Raw genomic sequence first — 14,861 nt, 5'->3', positions numbered from 1 at the left:
TTCGGCTGCAACCCGGTTCAGGCGCTGATCTGTTGTCGCACCATAGGCTTGCTGACGGTTTTCCCGTCCGCAAAGCGCACGATGGTTGCGCCATTCTGCATCGGACTGACGGTGCAAAGGATGTGCGTTCCGTCGCGCATGAACAGCTCGCCGGACCATTCGGCCCGATTGTCTCGCATTTCAACAAAATCACGGATCTCGCCCAGCAAGGGCGTTGCAGCACAGCGTTGTTGCCATCGCCGTGTGACCTCAAGAACCGATTCCGGTTCGAATCCGGTCTGGCCTGTGTCCTGCCACAACACGCGATAGGCATCATTCGTGCAGGCCAGCGTCCCGTCATCGGCAAACACCGCAATTGCATCTGCGAGCTTGTCCAGGATCGATTGCATCAGGTCCATTTCCGAACGGAACCTTCGGGTCAACGTGATTTCCGCGGTGATATCCTCGAACAGAAACGCAACCGCCCCGTCAGGATGAGGCCGCCCGCTGACCGAATAGACGGACCCGGAGGGCAGAGACCATGTTTCCTGATAATTCCCGTCCTCGGCGGCTTCCAGAAGATCATTCATCTGGCGGCGCCAGCTGCGGTAATTCTTGGGTTCGGGCATCATGTGTTGATCGCGCAGTCGGTCAAAGAAACTTGACAGGCTGGGGCGGCAACTCAGGAAATCCGGGGGCAGGGTGGTCAGGTCGATCAGGGCCGGATTGAACAGGGCCAGTTGCCGGTTGCGGTCGAAGATGACCAGACCGATGGACAGCTGGGCAAAGGTCTTGGTCATCGTCTGAACGAATTTGCGCTGCGTGTTTTCGGCGGCGACAATGGCGTTTATGTCAACGGCATAGCACAGCCGCCCTTCGGCGTGATCGACCAGCGTCAGATCGAACCAAAGTTTGCTGTCACTTTCTTTGACGTCTGCAGAAACCCGGATCCTGGTATTCAGGCGCATATCATCGGCCAGCGTTTGAAACAGAGGGTCTGTTAAATCGGCGTCCTGTCCGCGCACTTTTCGAACCAGTGAAACATAGGCTGCGTTGCACCACCGGACGCTGGCCTGATGATCCAGCAGCCAAACCGGATAGGGGGCCTGATCCATGGCAAGTCGGATCGGGTCATTGGCGTCGCGTCTTACATGGGTGGGGGCATTGCACTGTTCCCGCAACTGAACCCGCACAACGCCGTCGATCCATTCACACACCACCTCGCGCCCGACCGTGCAATCGATCGCCGGGACCACCAGCGTCCCGGCGCTTCGGACGCAATCCGGCGTTTCGGGAAAGGTTGGGAAATCCCGATGCAGCAACCGGCGCAGATCGCCCCACTCGGCGACTTTGTCGAACCCTGTCAAAGCGATGTCCGAGTGGCTGATCAGGCGACTTTCGTCAAACAGGAAGACGGTGTCGAACAAAGACGAAGGCGAAGCCAGTCCGAAACTGGCATCGTATTGCGCCTTGCGGGGCAACAGCCACTGCACTGCGAAACAGGATGAAACCAGACTGATTGCGACAAGGATGATCCAGTCGGCCATATGATCTCCGACACCAGTAAAGTTGGGCCGGACTATGGTCTTGATTGGTTAACGGTTTCTTAACTCACACCTCGATCGGCTGGTTGAGCCCGGACGGTACCGGCGTATCCCCGGTCTGCGCGTCAATCAGGTTGCGCGGCCACGATACTTTGACGATGGCACCCCGCCGTTCGGGATTGTCGGTCAGCGACTGGTAGGGGTCGGATCCGTTGGCAAATTCCAGCTCCGCCCCACTGCGCTCAAGCAGGGTTTTCGCGATGAACAGACCCAGGCCCATCCCTTCGTATTCCGGGCGGGTCCGCTGATCGGTTTCGGTCCTGCGCCGCCGCATGAACGGATCACCGATGCGTCCGATCATCTGCGAGGGGTATCCGCGCCCGTCATCCATGATGTTGACGGTAATCCTGTCTTCGGTCCACTCGGCCTCGACCCAGACATTGGCGCGGGCGAAATCCACTGCGTTCTGAATCAGGTTGCGCAATCCGTGGATGATCTCGGGCTTTCGCAGGATCGAGGGCTGCTGGACATCGCCACCCTGCGCAGGGCCTTCGGCAAAATGTACTTGTTTGCCCCGGTTGATATGTGGCTCGGCCGCTTCAAAAGTGACGGTCGAAAGCGGCGCTTGGCGCAGATGCAGGTCGTCTTTGCCTGCCCGACCCATATTGCGCAGAATATCGCGGCACCGGTTGGCCTGTTCGCGGATCAGGGCGGCGTCTTCTTTGAGATCCGGCCTGTCGTCGAGCTCTTCAAAAAGCTCGGAACTGGTCAGTTTTATTGTGGCAAGCGGCGTACCCAGCTCATGCGCCGCAGCAGCCACGACACCCCCCAGATCCGTCAGTTTTTGTTCACGCGCCAGGGCCATATGCGTGGCCGAAAGCGCCTCGGACATGGACTGCACCTCGGAACTGACCCGGTGCGAATACGCGCCAAGAAAAACGATGGCGATCACGATCGCCGCCCAGTTGCCGAACAGCAGGATATCGGGGATTCGCAATTCGAGCCCCAGATTGGTGCGCAAGGGCAGGTGAAACTCGGCCAGCAGCGTGGTCAGGACGATTGCCACGGCCCCGACAATCAGGGTGGAACGGGTGCTCATGACACTGGCCGAGATCGTCACCGGGCCGACCAGTAGCAAGGCGAACGGATTGTTCAGCCCGCCGGTCAGGTACAACAGGAAGGCCAGTTGCAGCAGATCGAACAGCACCATCAGAAAGTTCTCAAACTCCGACAGGCGTTTGCTGCGGGGAAACAGAAGAATGGCGGTCAGGTTGCCCATGACCGAAACGCCTATGGCCAGGTAGCACAAACCGGCCTCGAGCTGCACATGATAGGTTTGCTGCGCCACGGTGATCGCCGTGATCTGTCCGACGATGGCGACCCAGCGCAACAGTATCAGGGTGCGCAACCGGATCCAGCTGCTGCGTTCCTGACCATGCCAAAAGGTGATGTTGGAATCTGCCATGGGTCAATTATGTCCTATTGCACCGGTTCCTCATGTTGATAGGTGTCCCGACCGAAACGATCAACAACCCCTCTGGTATCAGGATAACGTCATGATCCGCCTTTACGCCATTCTCGCTACCGTCATTCTTGCCGTTGGATTGGGCGCCGTCTGGCTGCTGGTGCAGGGTTCAGCGTCGGACGACAAGTTTGCCCAATGCCGGTCCAGCCAGATCGCCAGTGGCGCAGCAGCCATTGGCGGGCCGTTTGAATTGGTGAACGCGCATGGCGCTACTGTCACAGACAAGGACGTGATCACCGAACCGACACTGGTCTATTTCGGTTATACGTTCTGCCCCGATGTCTGCCCCTTTGACATGTCACGCAATGCCGAAGCGATCGACATTCTGGCCGAGCGCGGGCAGTCTGTGACACCCCTGTTCATCTCGATCGACCCGGATCGCGACACGCCCGAAGTGGTCGGGGATTATGCCTTTAACCTGCATGAACGGATGATCGCGCTGACCGGCTCGCCCGAACAGGTCAAGGCCGCCAGCAAGGCCTACAAGACCTATTACAAGGCGCAGGACAAAAGTGACGAGTATTACCTGGTCGACCACTCGACCTTCACCTATCTGGTCACGCCCGAGGACGGGTTCCTTGAGTTTTTCAAACGTGACGACACTGCGGAGCAGATTGCTGACAAGGTCGGCTGCTTTCTGGATCAGACGTGATCGGTTTGACCTTTGTCATGGCGCTGCTATGACTTAGTGCTAGGCCGAAGGCAGGAAACAGCGGAAAGAGCGGAATATGGCGGACAGTCCTCAGTATGATATCGGGCCCGATAAATCATTGCTTCTGGTCGATGATGACGAGCCGTTCCTGAGACGTCTGGCCAAAGCAATGGAAAAACGCGGATTCGAAGTTGAAACCGCAGGCTCGGTCGCGGCAGGGCGCGCCATTTCCACCGCTCGGCCCCCGGCTTATGCCGTGGTCGATTTGCGGCTCGAGGATGGCAACGGCCTGGATGTGGTTGAAGTGCTGCGTGAAAAGCGCCCCGACAGCCGGGTCGTGGTGCTGACCGGATATGGTGCGATCGCGACTGCAGTGGCCGCTGTGAAGATCGGCGCGACCGATTACCTGTCGAAACCTGCCGATGCTACCGACATCACCAACGCGTTGCTGGCCAAGGGCGACGAACTGCCCCCGCCCCCGGAAAACCCCATGAGCGCGGACCGCGTCCGCTGGGAGCATATCCAGCGGGTGTATGAACTGTGCGACCGGAACGTTTCCGAGACAGCACGGCGGCTGAACATGCACCGCCGAACGTTGCAGCGGATTTTGGCGAAGCGCAGCCCGCGTTAAGATCGAACCTAAGCTGGCATTCGCCCTTCTCTGGATGTGGAAATTCAAACAAGCGCACTATTTCGGAAGGTATTGGCAAGGGCTGCTGATACCCTTCCTCTTGTTTGCTGTTGAACGAGGAGTTTCCAAAGATGTCTGCACTAACATTTTCCCACATCGGAATAACCGTTCCGGACCTTGAAAAAGCGGTCGAGTTCTACTCCAAGGCCTTTGGGCTTTATGTCCTCATGGAACCCACCGAAGTGCTGCATGACGACAGCGCCATAGGCCAGATGTGTGACGATGTTTTTGGTGAAGGCTGGGGTTCATTCCGCATTGCCCACCTGTCGATGGGGGATGGAACCGGCATTGAACTCTTTGAGTTTCCGAACACGATCGAAGAGGAACGGCCGTTTGAGTATTGGCGTCGCGGTCTTTTTCATTTCTGCGTGCAAGACGCCAATCTGGAAGAGCGGGTTAAGATCATAGAAGAGTTAGGCGGAAAACAACGCATGAGCCAGATCCGAAAATACTATCCTGGCGAAAAGCCTTATCGAATGGTCTACATGGAAGACCCGTTTGGGAACGTATTTGAACTTTATAGCCACTCGTACGAACTGACTTATTCGGCGGGCGCGTACGTATAGGTTTGTCGGCGGCCGCACAGACGTCTGCATATCAAATAACAAGAAAAAGTGATATGTGAATACCGTCCAATTGCGGAGGGCGGCATGAATAATCTTTCGACGGCATTTCGGCGGGCACTGTCAAATTACGCCAACTTCCACGGTCGCGCTTCGCGCGCGACCTTTTGGTGGTGGGTCCTGGCCGTATTTCTTGTTCTTTTGGTGACGCGAATTGTCGATGGTGCATTGATCGCGCCGATGCTTGGATTTGGCGCGTTTGAACCGAGCGCGGGCCAGCCGCTCTCAGTTTTGGTGTCACTTGGGCTGTTGCTTCCCAATGTGGCGATCGGGGCCAGACGTTTGCACGACATCGGGCGAACCGCTTGGTGGTTATTGATTGCCTTCATTCCGCTAATCGGAACCTTGGTTTTGATCTACTTCTACATTCAGCCAAGCGAGAGTGGTTTAAACCAGTTTGGAGAACCTGACACTTTCCCTTGAAGTTCCAGGTGGAATACGGGGATTTGGGCTACAGTTTCTTTAAAAGTTCCTCGTGACGCGCAGAATACGCCCGCCGAACCTCAACCGGCGGGCGCAACCGGATTTCCAAACCTTCTATGACCGCCCTGTCCGGTCGTCCAAAGAACTTCGTCGCCTCAGCCTCGGAAAATCCCGCGATCTGCGTTGCCTCCATCCAGGCGCTGATCTTATCCGCCCGTTTGATCTGCCGTTTCACTGTTTTCGGCACCTCGGCAGGCAGGCCGAACCGGATGTGGATGGCAGCAGCCAGTCGATCATCCAGCGCGCCGTAATCCGGCCCTACGGCAGATTTCACCGGGGAAATCATGTCTCCTATCACGTATTCGGGCGCATCATGTAACAAAGCAGCCAGCCGCCATTTTGCCGGTGCCTTGGGGACAATCCGGCCGAATAACTCTTCGACCAACAGCGAATGTTCGGCCACGGAATAAGCGAAATCTCCGTCCGTCTGCCCGTTCCAGCGGGCCACAAACGCAAGTCCGTGGGCGATATCTTCGATTTCGATGTCCACGGGCGTCGGATCCAACAGATCCAGACGCCGACCTGACAGCATCCTCTGCCATGCCCGGGGTTGTGTTGCCATTATACCATACCTCTCGCGACCCGCCGCGATTGCGCCTCATTTTTAGGGTATGATGTACCTGTCTGGATCACTGGCTGCCAACGTTTTCTTGAGCATTCGTGCTTTGAAGGAATGACAGTCAATCCCGACATAAAGAACTGAGGGGGGCACGCGCTCCTCCCGGTGTGCCCCTCTCGTAACGAAACCCGTAACGAAAGGAGCTTGTCATGTTCAAGCGATTGTTCTCAATAGCCCTGACATTCGGCATGGCCGCGACAGCGCCGCCGGTGTTGGCCCAAAGCTGCGCAGTGCGCGAACACGTGATTTCCAATCTGCAGGACAAATATGCCGAGGAACTCGCCTTTGGCGGTTTGCAGAAATCGCGCGGTGCGCAATCGGTCATGGAGGTCTGGACCTCAAAGGAAACAGGCAGCTATACCGTTCTGGTGACACAGGCCAATGGCATTACCTGTATTGTCGCCGTTGGCACAGATTTCTTCGAGGCGATCCCGATTATCAAGCCTGAGGGTACGCCAAGCTGATTTTGACGGCATAACTCCCTGTTTCCGGCTATCCAAGTTGCCACCTGCATAAAGGAATGCTAGGGCACTCCGGTTCGTGATTTACCGGAGTGGAGCACCTGATGGCCGGGGACTATATCGTCAAAGACATTTCATTGGCCGGGTTTGGCCGCAAGGAGCTGGATATTGCCGAAACCGAGATGCCGGGCCTGATGGCCTTGCGTGCGGAATATGGCGAAGCCAAGCCGCTAAACGGTGCGCGCATTGTCGGTTCGCTGCACATGACCATTCAGACCGGCGTTCTGATCGAAACGCTGGTTGCGCTGGGCGCCGATGTGCGCTGGGCATCGTGCAACATCTTCTCGACCCAGGATCACGCGGCCGCCGCGATTGCCGAGGCGGGCATCCCCGTCTTCGCCATCAAAGGTCAGACGTTGGAGGAGCACTGGGATTATCTGGACAAATCCTTCCTGTTCGAAGACGGCCCCAACATGATCCTGGATGACGGCGGCGATGCGACGCTGTACATCCTGCTGGGCGCCCGTGCCGAAGCGGGAGAGGACATCATCCCGGTTCCGGGTTCGGAAGAGGAAGCAGTCATCAAGGCGCAGATTGCCAAGCGTATGGCGGCAAGCCCGGGCTGGTTCACCAAGATGCGCGACCAGATCCAGGGCGTGTCCGAAGAAACCACCACTGGTGTGAACCGCCTGTATCAGCTGGTGAAAGACGGCCATCTGCCGTTCCCGGCGATCAACGTGAACGACTCGGTCACCAAGTCGAAGTTCGACAACAAATACGGCTGCAAGGAATCGCTGGTCGACGGCATTCGCCGCGCCACCGACACCATGATGGCCGGCAAGGTCGCCGTGGTCTGCGGATATGGCGACGTAGGCAAAGGTTCGGCGGCTTCGCTGCGCGGTGCAGGCGCCCGTGTGAAAGTCACCGAAGTTGATCCGATCTGCGCGCTGCAGGCCGCCATGGACGGGTTCGAAGTGACCCTGCTGGAAGACGAAGTTGCATCGGCAGATATTTTCATCACCACCACCGGCAACAAGGACGTGATCCGCATCGAGCATATGCGCGAGATGAAGGACATGGCCATCGTCGGCAACATCGGCCACTTCGACAACGAAATTCAGGTGGCCAGCCTGAAAAACCACAAGTGGACCAACATCAAAGAACAGGTGGACATGATCGAGATGCCCTCGGGCAACCGTCTCATCCTGCTGTCCGAAGGTCGCCTGCTGAACCTCGGCAACGCCACCGGCCACCCGTCTTTCGTGATGTCGGCCTCGTTCACCAACCAGGTTCTGGCGCAGATCGAACTGTTCACCAAGGGTGACCAATACAAAAACGAAGTCTACATCCTGCCCAAGCATCTGGACGAGAAAGTTGCGCGCCTGCATCTGGACCGGATCGGTGTGAAGCTGACCCAGATGGACAGCGAGCAGGCGGCGTATATCGGCGTAAAGCCGGAAGGCCCCTACAAGCCCGAGCATTACCGCTACTGATTGCGGCGAAACTCAGGAAAACGGCGGTCGATCCGGCCGCCGTCTTTTGTTTCAGCGTAGTGGCGGCATGAAATCTCCGCGACCCTGCGGTGTGAAATCCAGGATGTTCCAAAGCGGCCATGCCGCATCTATGTGCCGCGGATGCCAGTCGCTGGGCTCAAAGAACAGCTCGGATCCCCAAAAATGATGAATTCCGTCCTGATCCCGTTGAAACACGTTCAGGATCGGCAGTTGATTACCGTCTTCCGTTTCAGCCAGATAGTCACGCTGGTATCCCGTACCAAGCGCTGAAAACAAGGGCAGGTCATTCCAGCCCATCTGCGTCTTTAACGCTGCCAGCTTCTGAGGCGTATTCTCGGCTACGACCAGAATCGATATTTTCCTTCGGATATGGGCGACTTGCCCGTTCAGCCCATCCAGAAATGCCGAGCACATCGGGCAAGGGCTGGTGGCATTCGGCCCGTACATCAGAGAATAGATGGCAAGTGTGTCATGTTCGCCAAACAATGAAGACATCTTCGTGGCTTCACCGTCCAACGACCTGAACGCATAGTCGTCTGGAACTTGCCCGCCTTTTGGCAGGCCGCGTCGCATGGCGGCGACGGATTCGATCTGCGCTCTTAGCTCGGTTTCAGCCGTCAACAAAGCATTCCTGGCATTGCGATATTCGGAACTTTCGTTTGGCAGGGATACGGTCATTGCTACCTCCGCTTTCATTATTTAACAGACATGTTAAATAAAAGCCGCGTTTCGATCAACCCCTGCTCATCCAACGGCGTTTACCTTAGGGGGGAAAGCGCGGTTTTTTTCCCTTTGTGCAAATCTCCACGCCCGCTACCGTATGTGCTGTGCTGAATGGACAGGACATGAACATCTAACAGGAGACGAAAATGGGAAAACGCGACGACCTGATCGCCAAGTATGCCGATGACCTGAAATCCAAATGCGGCATGGACCCGGACATGGACCTGCTGACCAAGGTTACGATTGGATGTGGTCCCGCCATTTATGACGCAGACGCCGCGACCGTGGCTGCCAGCCAGGAAAGCGAGTTGGAAACAGTCAAGAACAATTTCCTGATCAAGAAACTTGGCCTGTCCGATGGTCCGGAACTGATGGAAGCGATCAACAAGGCCATGGAAACCTATGGCATGTCCGAGCGCAACAAATACCGAGCCGTCGTCTATTACATGCTGACCAAGCATTTCGGCAAAGAGTCGGTCTACGGCTGATCCCGGATTCCGAATCTGATTGCGCCTGAACGGGAATCGACACCCGCTGATCTTACGGCGGGTGTGCTTAGTTTTACTTATATTCTAAACACTTGATTGTTGAACGACCTGCAAGAAACCGAGTAGGTTCAGTTCAGTTCAGGACCAGGACGGTCAGAGCCAAGAATTCTATACACGTGTGGTGAGTTGGGAGCACGTGGGGTAGGGAAGGTTCTGCATCGTCGGAACCTTCCCGCATATTTTAGTTTGCGCCGCCCAACAGGCGGGCGATGAACTGGTCAAATCTGGTTTGTTTTTCGTCGCCGTCGCTTTTACTGCTGCCGCCGCCACGTCCAGCCAGATACACCTCAATGCGTCCGGGCCTGGTTTTAACGTTGGAATCCGTAAAGTCTCGGGAAATTGCACCCAAGGCTTTCGCAGTCAGTGCCGCCATTTCCGCATCGTTCGGGTGATAGAACCGAACCTGGGTTTCCTTGACAGAATATCCCACCCGGGCGGACGCCACCACATTGGCTTCACCGTCGGCCAGAACTTTCAGCGCCACGTTTCGCGCATCCTCTGACACTCGGGTCGGCACAATCAGCGCGACCTCGATATCCAGTTCAGGTCTTGAATCAGGCAGTACTTCATCGGGCAATGCAGGCTCGGCAATCGTGCTGACTGGCGGATCAGGGTTCAACGCCACCAAGCTGACCTGCGGTTCATCGGGCAGGCTTTCAACCTCTGCTTTTGCAATTTCAGCATCATCGATAACTGCGTCTGGGGTAACTGCATCTTCGGCAACTGCGTCTTGAACCACTGGGTCTTCAACAACTGCGTCTTGGATAACTGCGGCTTCTACAATGGCGTCTTCGACGACCGGGGTTTCGACCACGACTGCTTCGACTTGATCGGTCGGGGGACTCTGGTCTTCCTGAGGCGCAGGCACGCTTTGCGCTTCTTCAGACAGGGCAGACAACTTGGGATCCAGCTGTGCAACACTGTTGGAAAAGGCAGGGCTCCCTCGTTGAAGGGGCATCAGTTCCGCTCCGGGAAGGTTGATGCTGGCCACTTGGCTTCGCGGGTACACCTTTTTTCGGGAGGCCGGCGGTTCAGTTGCAATAGTGTCCGGTGCGGCAATCCTGACCGGAGGCTCATTCTCGGGGGCAGCAACCTCAGCGGGCAAATCGGGATCGCCCAGCGCCGCGTCCAGAATGGCTTCATCTTCAGCAGCCTGAGACCATTTGGTGGTGACCTTGGCGCCGCCCCATTGCAGGGCCGCGCCGCATGTCATTGCGATAAGCACAACAAGCAGGAGCCTTGTCGTGCCGCGATTGCGTTTCTTATTTGGTCGAACTTCCGGATGGACAGGTTCCGAAACCGCTGGATCGGGCGCAGGTTCCGGGATTGCCTGCGCAATATCCTTTGATCGTGCGACAGTTGGAATTTTGGCTACGCCATTCCTGGGGGCTGACCCATTCGTACGCGCCAGCGCCTTCCGCCGCTGCTTTCGCGCCTCTTCAAGTCGCGCCTCCCAATTTTTTGGGTTTCGCGGCTTGGACTTCCCAGTACTGCCTCTGGCGTCAGACATGGGCTCAGACTTTCGAACAAGATCAAACTATGAACAAACAACACCAGAAATTAAGGTATCGCCAAAACCACAACCGAGATGCCCCCAACAGGCGAATTCCATTGGGTTATAGCATTTTGGAGGTCGCTTGAGAAGGTTTAGGCCCAAGAAGCGTTTCAATCAGGGCGGGTTTGCCCCAACGCGCAAATGGCGTCCCATTCCGATTCCGTGACCGGTTGCACGGAAAGTCGGGAGTTTTTGACCAAAACCATTTCGGCCAGACGCTCATCCGACTTGATCTGATCCAGTGTGACTGCAGTCTCGAAAGGGCGAACGGCTTTGATATCTACGCAATCCCAACGGTCGTCATCCGTCGTGCTATCGGGGTGCGCCTCGGCACAGACTTCGACGATGCCGACAATGGCCTTGTCTTTCTGCGAATGATAGAAAAAGCCGCGATCGCCTAAGGCCATCTGACGCATGAAATTGCGGGCCTGGTAGTTGCGCACGCCGTCCCATTCCTCGCCGGTCTCGCCCTTGCCGACCTGTTGATCCCAGCTCCAGGTGGAAGGTTCGGATTTGAACAGCCAATACGCCATCAGCCGATTACCTTCTTCCAGGGAACCAGTTCGACCGATTTGAACAACCCGGCTTTGGCATAGGGATCGTTGTCGGCCCAGCTTTGCGCGGCCGCCAGATCTTCAACTTCCAGAATGATCAGCGAACCAATCATCGCGTCGCCGTTCATAAGCGGACCGGCCTGGGCCACAACGCCGGTTTCTTCGATATAGGCCAGGTGCGCAGCACGATTGTCCAGTCGCGTTTGCAGCGCCCCGTCCTTGTCGCGGGCGATCAGAGCGATCAGCATATTATTCCTCCTTCAAAGGGCGATTGAGCAGCGATTGAATCGCCTTGGTTACACTGTATTCACCATGGCTGAGTTCCGCCACTGTTGTACTGATGGGCATGTCCAGCCCCTCGGCCTGGGCAATGCCGGACATGGCTTTTGCAGTGGCCACACCTTCCACGGTTGTTCCGGGGTCGAAACTGTCGTTTCGGCCCAAACTAAGGCCAAAACGATAGTTTCGCGACAACTCGGATGAACATGTCAGGACCAGATCCCCCAATCCCGACAGGCCCATCAAGGTCTCGGGCCGTGCGCCGCGCATGGCCGCGAAGCGCTGCATTTCCGCGAACCCCCGTGTCATCAGCGCCGCGCGAGCACTGTCGCCAAGACCGGCGCCGATACAGGCCCCGCAACCGATGGCCATCACGTTCTTTAGCGCCCCACCCAATTCGGCGCCGATCAGATCAGTTGTCCGATACAGGCGCAGGTTGGTCGTTGTAAGCGCGTGTTGCAGGTGCTGGCCCGGTTCATCCTCATCGCAGGCCAGCGTCAGCGCGGTGGGCAAGCCGCGCGCGATGTCGTCGGCAAAGCTGGGACCAGTCAGCAAAGCGGGTCTTGCATCGCGGGCGGTCTGGCGGGTGACCGAAACCGGTCCAAGTCCGGTTGTCAGTTCAATCCCCTTGCAGCAGGCCACAAGCGTCTTGTGCCGCAACAAAGGTGCATGTTCCGTGATGACTGCGCGAAGCTGCTGCATGGGTACGGCCAGCAACAGAACATCGTTGCCGGCAGCGACTTTGATATCCGACGTCACGGCGATATTCGGGCCGAGCTGAATGCCGGGAAGGCGTTTCGCGTTCTCGCGCCCGTCCTGCATGGCCCGCGCCTGATCCTGCGAGTGCGACCAGAGCGTCACAGGGCCATTCCCGGCAAGTGACACGGCCAGCGCTGTACCAAACGCGCCCGATCCAAGGACTGAAACGCTCATGCCTTGGCGCCTTTCTTGCCGCTTCCCAGCATGGCCGGGCTGGTTTGGTCCAATGGCCACCGCGGGCGGGCGGTCAGGTCCATTCCGTCAAGTGCGCCACTGCGGAACCGTTCCAGCCCGGCATAGGCGATCATGGCCGCGTTGTCCGTGCACAGGTTCATTGGGGGTGCCGTGAACCGGGCGCCGGTTTCCGCGGAAACAGTCTCTAACGTTGCCCGAATTGCCCTGTTGGCCGCCACACCCCCTGCCACTGCAATGACAGGTTCAGATGGCTTTTCGTCGAGATAGTGGGTAATCGCCCGACGGGTCTTTTCCGCCAGAGTATCGACGACGGCCTCTTGGAAGCCCGCGCACAGGTCGGCGCGATCCTGACGGGTCAGGCCGCCTTTTTCACTTACGATCTGGTCCCGCATGCGCATCAATGCGGTTTTCAGGCCCGAGAATGACAGATCACAGCCCGGACGATCCAGCAAGGGCCGGGGAAAGCGGAACCGGTCCGGGTTGCCCATACGGGCTTCAGCCTCGACCGAGGGGCCGCCGGGTTGCGGCAGTCCCAGCAATCGGGCGGTCTTGTCGAACGCTTCCCCTGGCGCATCATCGATCGTGCCGCCCAAACGGGTGAATTGGTCAGGGCCATGGGCGATCAAATATTGGCAATGCCCGCCCGACACCAGCAGCATCAGGTAGGGAAATGCAATGCCGTCGGTCAGGCGCGGTGTCAGAGCATGCCCGGCAAGGTGGTTGACCCCAACCAGGGGTATGCCGGTTGCAGCACTCAACCCCTTGGCGCACATGACACCCGAGATTACCCCGCCAATCAGTCCCGGGCCGGCCGTCACCGCAATCGCGTCCATATCGCGAAGGTTCAGGCCGGATTCGTTCAGGGCCTGCGCCACGCAAACATCCAGCTTTTCAGCATGGGCCCGCGCGGCGATTTCCGGCACGACGCCGCCAAAGGCGCTGTGAAGCTCTGTCTGGCCATGCACGACAGAGGACAGGATTTCGGCCCGCGCACCCTCCGTCTGGCGCACCACGGCGGCGGCCGTATCGTCGCAGCTGCTTTCCAGCCCCAGAACGGTAAGTGTTTGCACCATTGGCCTGATCCGTTGCATCATGATTGCAAAGCGGGGTATCACCCTGCGCGGACGCAAACAATCCCAAGGCCGAAGGCGCCGATAGTTGTATTTGTTGATGACCCGCCCTCACGCCGCATCCGAAAGGTTTGTTGCGCAGTTGCCAAACCGCGTCAGATCGCGGGTTCAAGTGATTTACTCCCCGATTCTGGATATCAGGCCGCTTGCCGTTCAGGTTAACACAAAGGGAATGCGCGGGTTGATCTTCACCTCCGCAAACGGGGTCAATGCTGCGGCGTCGCTGGGCGTAACGCGGAACCTTCCCGCCTTTTGCATCGGTCCCGCAACAACGTCCGCGGCCCTGTCCGCAGGATGGACTGCCCGGATGGCGGGGCAGACGGCAGAGGAATTGATGGGATATCTGCTGCAAATCAGGCCGCAGACCCCATTGCTGCACCTTCGAGGGGAACACAGCCGGGGCAATATCGCCGAGCGGCTGACCGAATCCGGCCTGACCGTGCATGAGCAGCCGGTCTATCAGCAAAAGCTGCTGCCGCTGTCGTCCGAGGCCGAGGAAATGGTGCACAACGATGATCCGATCATTGCGCCGTTGTTTTCCCCCCGCTCGGCGCGACAATTTGCCGATATCTGGTCCGGTTCTGCCCCTTTATGGCTGGCGGCAATCAGCGAAGCGACGGCTGAACCGCTTTATGCATTGGACTATGCCCGGCTGAAGGTTGCGAAACAACCGACGCCCGGGAAAATGCGGAAAGCCGTGAAAAAGCTTGTGAAACACGCGATGCGGGTTGAGGGAAAAGAGAGCACGGATTAACTTGGTCAGGTCTGTTGTTCAGGATTTTTTGGAATCGATAAGGGGAATGTGACGGTGGCTGGTAAAAAGAAATCCGATCAGGAGCCGGAGAAAGACCCTAAGTCGGAAGATATTGCCGACAGCGTCGAAACTGAAGCCACAGATCAACCGGACAGTAAGCCCCTTGACGCGGCTGACCAGCCGAACGACGTAGTTTCCGAAGCCGAAGCCGAAGCCGAAGCCGAAGCCGAAGCCGAAGCCGAAGCCGAAGCCGAAGCCGAAGCCGAAGCCGAA

At 57.5% G+C, this 14,861-nt stretch carries 17 protein-coding genes and 1 pseudogene; 9 read left to right on the top strand and 9 right to left on the bottom strand.

What is annotated here, in order from left to right:
- Positions 1 to 17: 17 nt before the first annotated feature.
- Both AC2FIR_RS15240 and regB read right to left on the bottom strand, forming a co-directional pair.
- Positions 18 to 1,526 carry a PAS-domain containing protein gene (locus AC2FIR_RS15240; RefSeq protein ID WP_170619066.1) on the bottom strand — a complete coding sequence of 503 codons (1,509 nt, stop codon included), beginning with the start codon at positions 1,524 to 1,526 and terminating at the stop codon, positions 18 to 20.
- A gap of 64 nt (positions 1,527 to 1,590) precedes the next feature.
- Complete coding sequence (regB, locus tag AC2FIR_RS15235) at positions 1,591 to 2,988, bottom strand: sensor histidine kinase RegB (RefSeq protein WP_170612813.1); 1,398 nt, start codon at positions 2,986 to 2,988, stop codon at positions 1,591 to 1,593.
- Positions 2,989 to 3,079: 91 nt separating this feature from the next.
- On the opposite strand from regB, the gene AC2FIR_RS15230 reads away from it, so the two are divergent.
- The 4 genes from AC2FIR_RS15230 (at position 3,080) to AC2FIR_RS15215 (ending at position 5,437) form a co-directional block, all read left to right on the top strand.
- Positions 3,080 to 3,700: an SCO family protein gene (locus AC2FIR_RS15230; protein ID WP_496746968.1), complete on the top strand. Its 621-nt coding sequence runs from the start codon at positions 3,080 to 3,082 to the stop codon at positions 3,698 to 3,700.
- 76 nt (positions 3,701 to 3,776) lie between these two features.
- Positions 3,777 to 4,331, top strand: a complete 555-nt coding sequence (locus tag AC2FIR_RS15225; RefSeq protein WP_170612816.1) for an ActR/PrrA/RegA family redox response regulator transcription factor — start codon at positions 3,777 to 3,779, stop codon at positions 4,329 to 4,331.
- Between the two features lie 131 nt (positions 4,332 to 4,462).
- On the top strand, positions 4,463 to 4,957 hold the full coding sequence (locus AC2FIR_RS15220) for a lactoylglutathione lyase family protein (RefSeq protein WP_170612818.1): 495 nt from the start codon (positions 4,463 to 4,465) through the stop codon (positions 4,955 to 4,957).
- Between the two features lie 84 nt (positions 4,958 to 5,041).
- Positions 5,042 to 5,437, top strand: a complete 396-nt coding sequence (locus AC2FIR_RS15215) for a DUF805 domain-containing protein (RefSeq protein ID WP_170612820.1) — start codon at positions 5,042 to 5,044, stop codon at positions 5,435 to 5,437.
- Between the two features lie 28 nt (positions 5,438 to 5,465).
- On the opposite strand, the gene AC2FIR_RS15210 is transcribed toward AC2FIR_RS15215, so the two are convergent.
- Entirely contained in the window at positions 5,466 to 6,059 is a 594-nt protein-coding gene (locus AC2FIR_RS15210; protein WP_496746966.1) for an HD domain-containing protein, read from the bottom strand.
- Positions 6,060 to 6,265: 206 nt separating this feature from the next.
- Between AC2FIR_RS15210 and AC2FIR_RS15205 the strand changes: the two genes are divergently transcribed.
- Both AC2FIR_RS15205 and ahcY read left to right on the top strand, forming a co-directional pair.
- Complete coding sequence (locus tag AC2FIR_RS15205; protein WP_170612824.1) at positions 6,266 to 6,580, top strand: hypothetical protein; 315 nt, start codon at positions 6,266 to 6,268, stop codon at positions 6,578 to 6,580.
- Between the two features lie 101 nt (positions 6,581 to 6,681).
- Positions 6,682 to 8,070, top strand: coding sequence for an adenosylhomocysteinase (ahcY, locus tag AC2FIR_RS15200; protein ID WP_496746965.1), 1,389 nt, complete (start codon positions 6,682 to 6,684; stop codon positions 8,068 to 8,070).
- A gap of 51 nt (positions 8,071 to 8,121) precedes the next feature.
- Here the strand turns inward: ahcY and AC2FIR_RS15195 are convergent, their stop codons facing one another.
- A complete protein-coding gene (locus AC2FIR_RS15195; RefSeq protein WP_496746964.1) occupies positions 8,122 to 8,769 on the bottom strand; it encodes a DUF899 family protein in 648 nt (215 codons plus the stop codon).
- Between the two features lie 191 nt (positions 8,770 to 8,960).
- Here AC2FIR_RS15195 and AC2FIR_RS15190 point away from each other — a divergent pair, with 191 nt between their 5' ends.
- The gene (locus tag AC2FIR_RS15190) at positions 8,961 to 9,302 is read left to right on the top strand and encodes a DUF2853 family protein (protein ID WP_170807098.1); all 342 of its coding nucleotides are present in this window, start codon (positions 8,961 to 8,963) and stop codon (positions 9,300 to 9,302) included.
- A gap of 241 nt (positions 9,303 to 9,543) precedes the next feature.
- On the opposite strand, the gene AC2FIR_RS15185 is transcribed toward AC2FIR_RS15190, so the two are convergent.
- The 5 genes from AC2FIR_RS15185 to tsaD form a co-directional block, all read right to left on the bottom strand.
- Positions 9,544 to 10,587, bottom strand: a complete 1,044-nt coding sequence (locus AC2FIR_RS15185; protein ID WP_496746962.1) for a hypothetical protein — start codon at positions 10,585 to 10,587, stop codon at positions 9,544 to 9,546.
- A 440-nt stretch (positions 10,588 to 11,027) separates the two neighbouring features.
- Positions 11,028 to 11,450: an EVE domain-containing protein gene (locus tag AC2FIR_RS15180; protein WP_496746961.1), complete on the bottom strand. Its 423-nt coding sequence runs from the start codon at positions 11,448 to 11,450 to the stop codon at positions 11,028 to 11,030.
- On the bottom strand, positions 11,450 to 11,719 hold the full coding sequence (locus tag AC2FIR_RS15175) for a YciI family protein (RefSeq protein ID WP_496746960.1): 270 nt from the start codon (positions 11,717 to 11,719) through the stop codon (positions 11,450 to 11,452). The genes AC2FIR_RS15180 and AC2FIR_RS15175 overlap by 1 nt, the downstream gene beginning before the upstream one ends.
- A 1-nt stretch (position 11,720) precedes the next feature.
- The gene (locus tag AC2FIR_RS15170; RefSeq protein ID WP_496746958.1) at positions 11,721 to 12,683 is read right to left on the bottom strand and encodes an NAD(P)H-dependent glycerol-3-phosphate dehydrogenase; all 963 of its coding nucleotides are present in this window, start codon (positions 12,681 to 12,683) and stop codon (positions 11,721 to 11,723) included.
- The gene (gene tsaD / locus AC2FIR_RS15165) at positions 12,680 to 13,777 is read right to left on the bottom strand and encodes a tRNA (adenosine(37)-N6)-threonylcarbamoyltransferase complex transferase subunit TsaD (RefSeq protein ID WP_496746957.1); all 1,098 of its coding nucleotides are present in this window, start codon (positions 13,775 to 13,777) and stop codon (positions 12,680 to 12,682) included. The genes AC2FIR_RS15170 and tsaD overlap by 4 nt, the downstream gene beginning before the upstream one ends.
- 169 nt (positions 13,778 to 13,946) lie before the next feature.
- Between tsaD and AC2FIR_RS15160 the strand changes: the two genes are divergently transcribed.
- Complete coding sequence (locus AC2FIR_RS15160) at positions 13,947 to 14,588, top strand: uroporphyrinogen-III synthase (RefSeq protein ID WP_496746955.1); 642 nt, start codon at positions 13,947 to 13,949, stop codon at positions 14,586 to 14,588.
- 54 nt (positions 14,589 to 14,642) lie between these two features.
- Positions 14,643 to 14,861, top strand: a pseudogene (locus AC2FIR_RS15155) (hypothetical protein); the annotation flags it as partial.

Source organism: Ruegeria sp. CDSB136, from assembly GCF_059610965.1.
The sequence above is the reverse complement of the archived record's forward strand: the minus strand, read 5'-3'. Positions and strand labels throughout refer to the sequence as shown.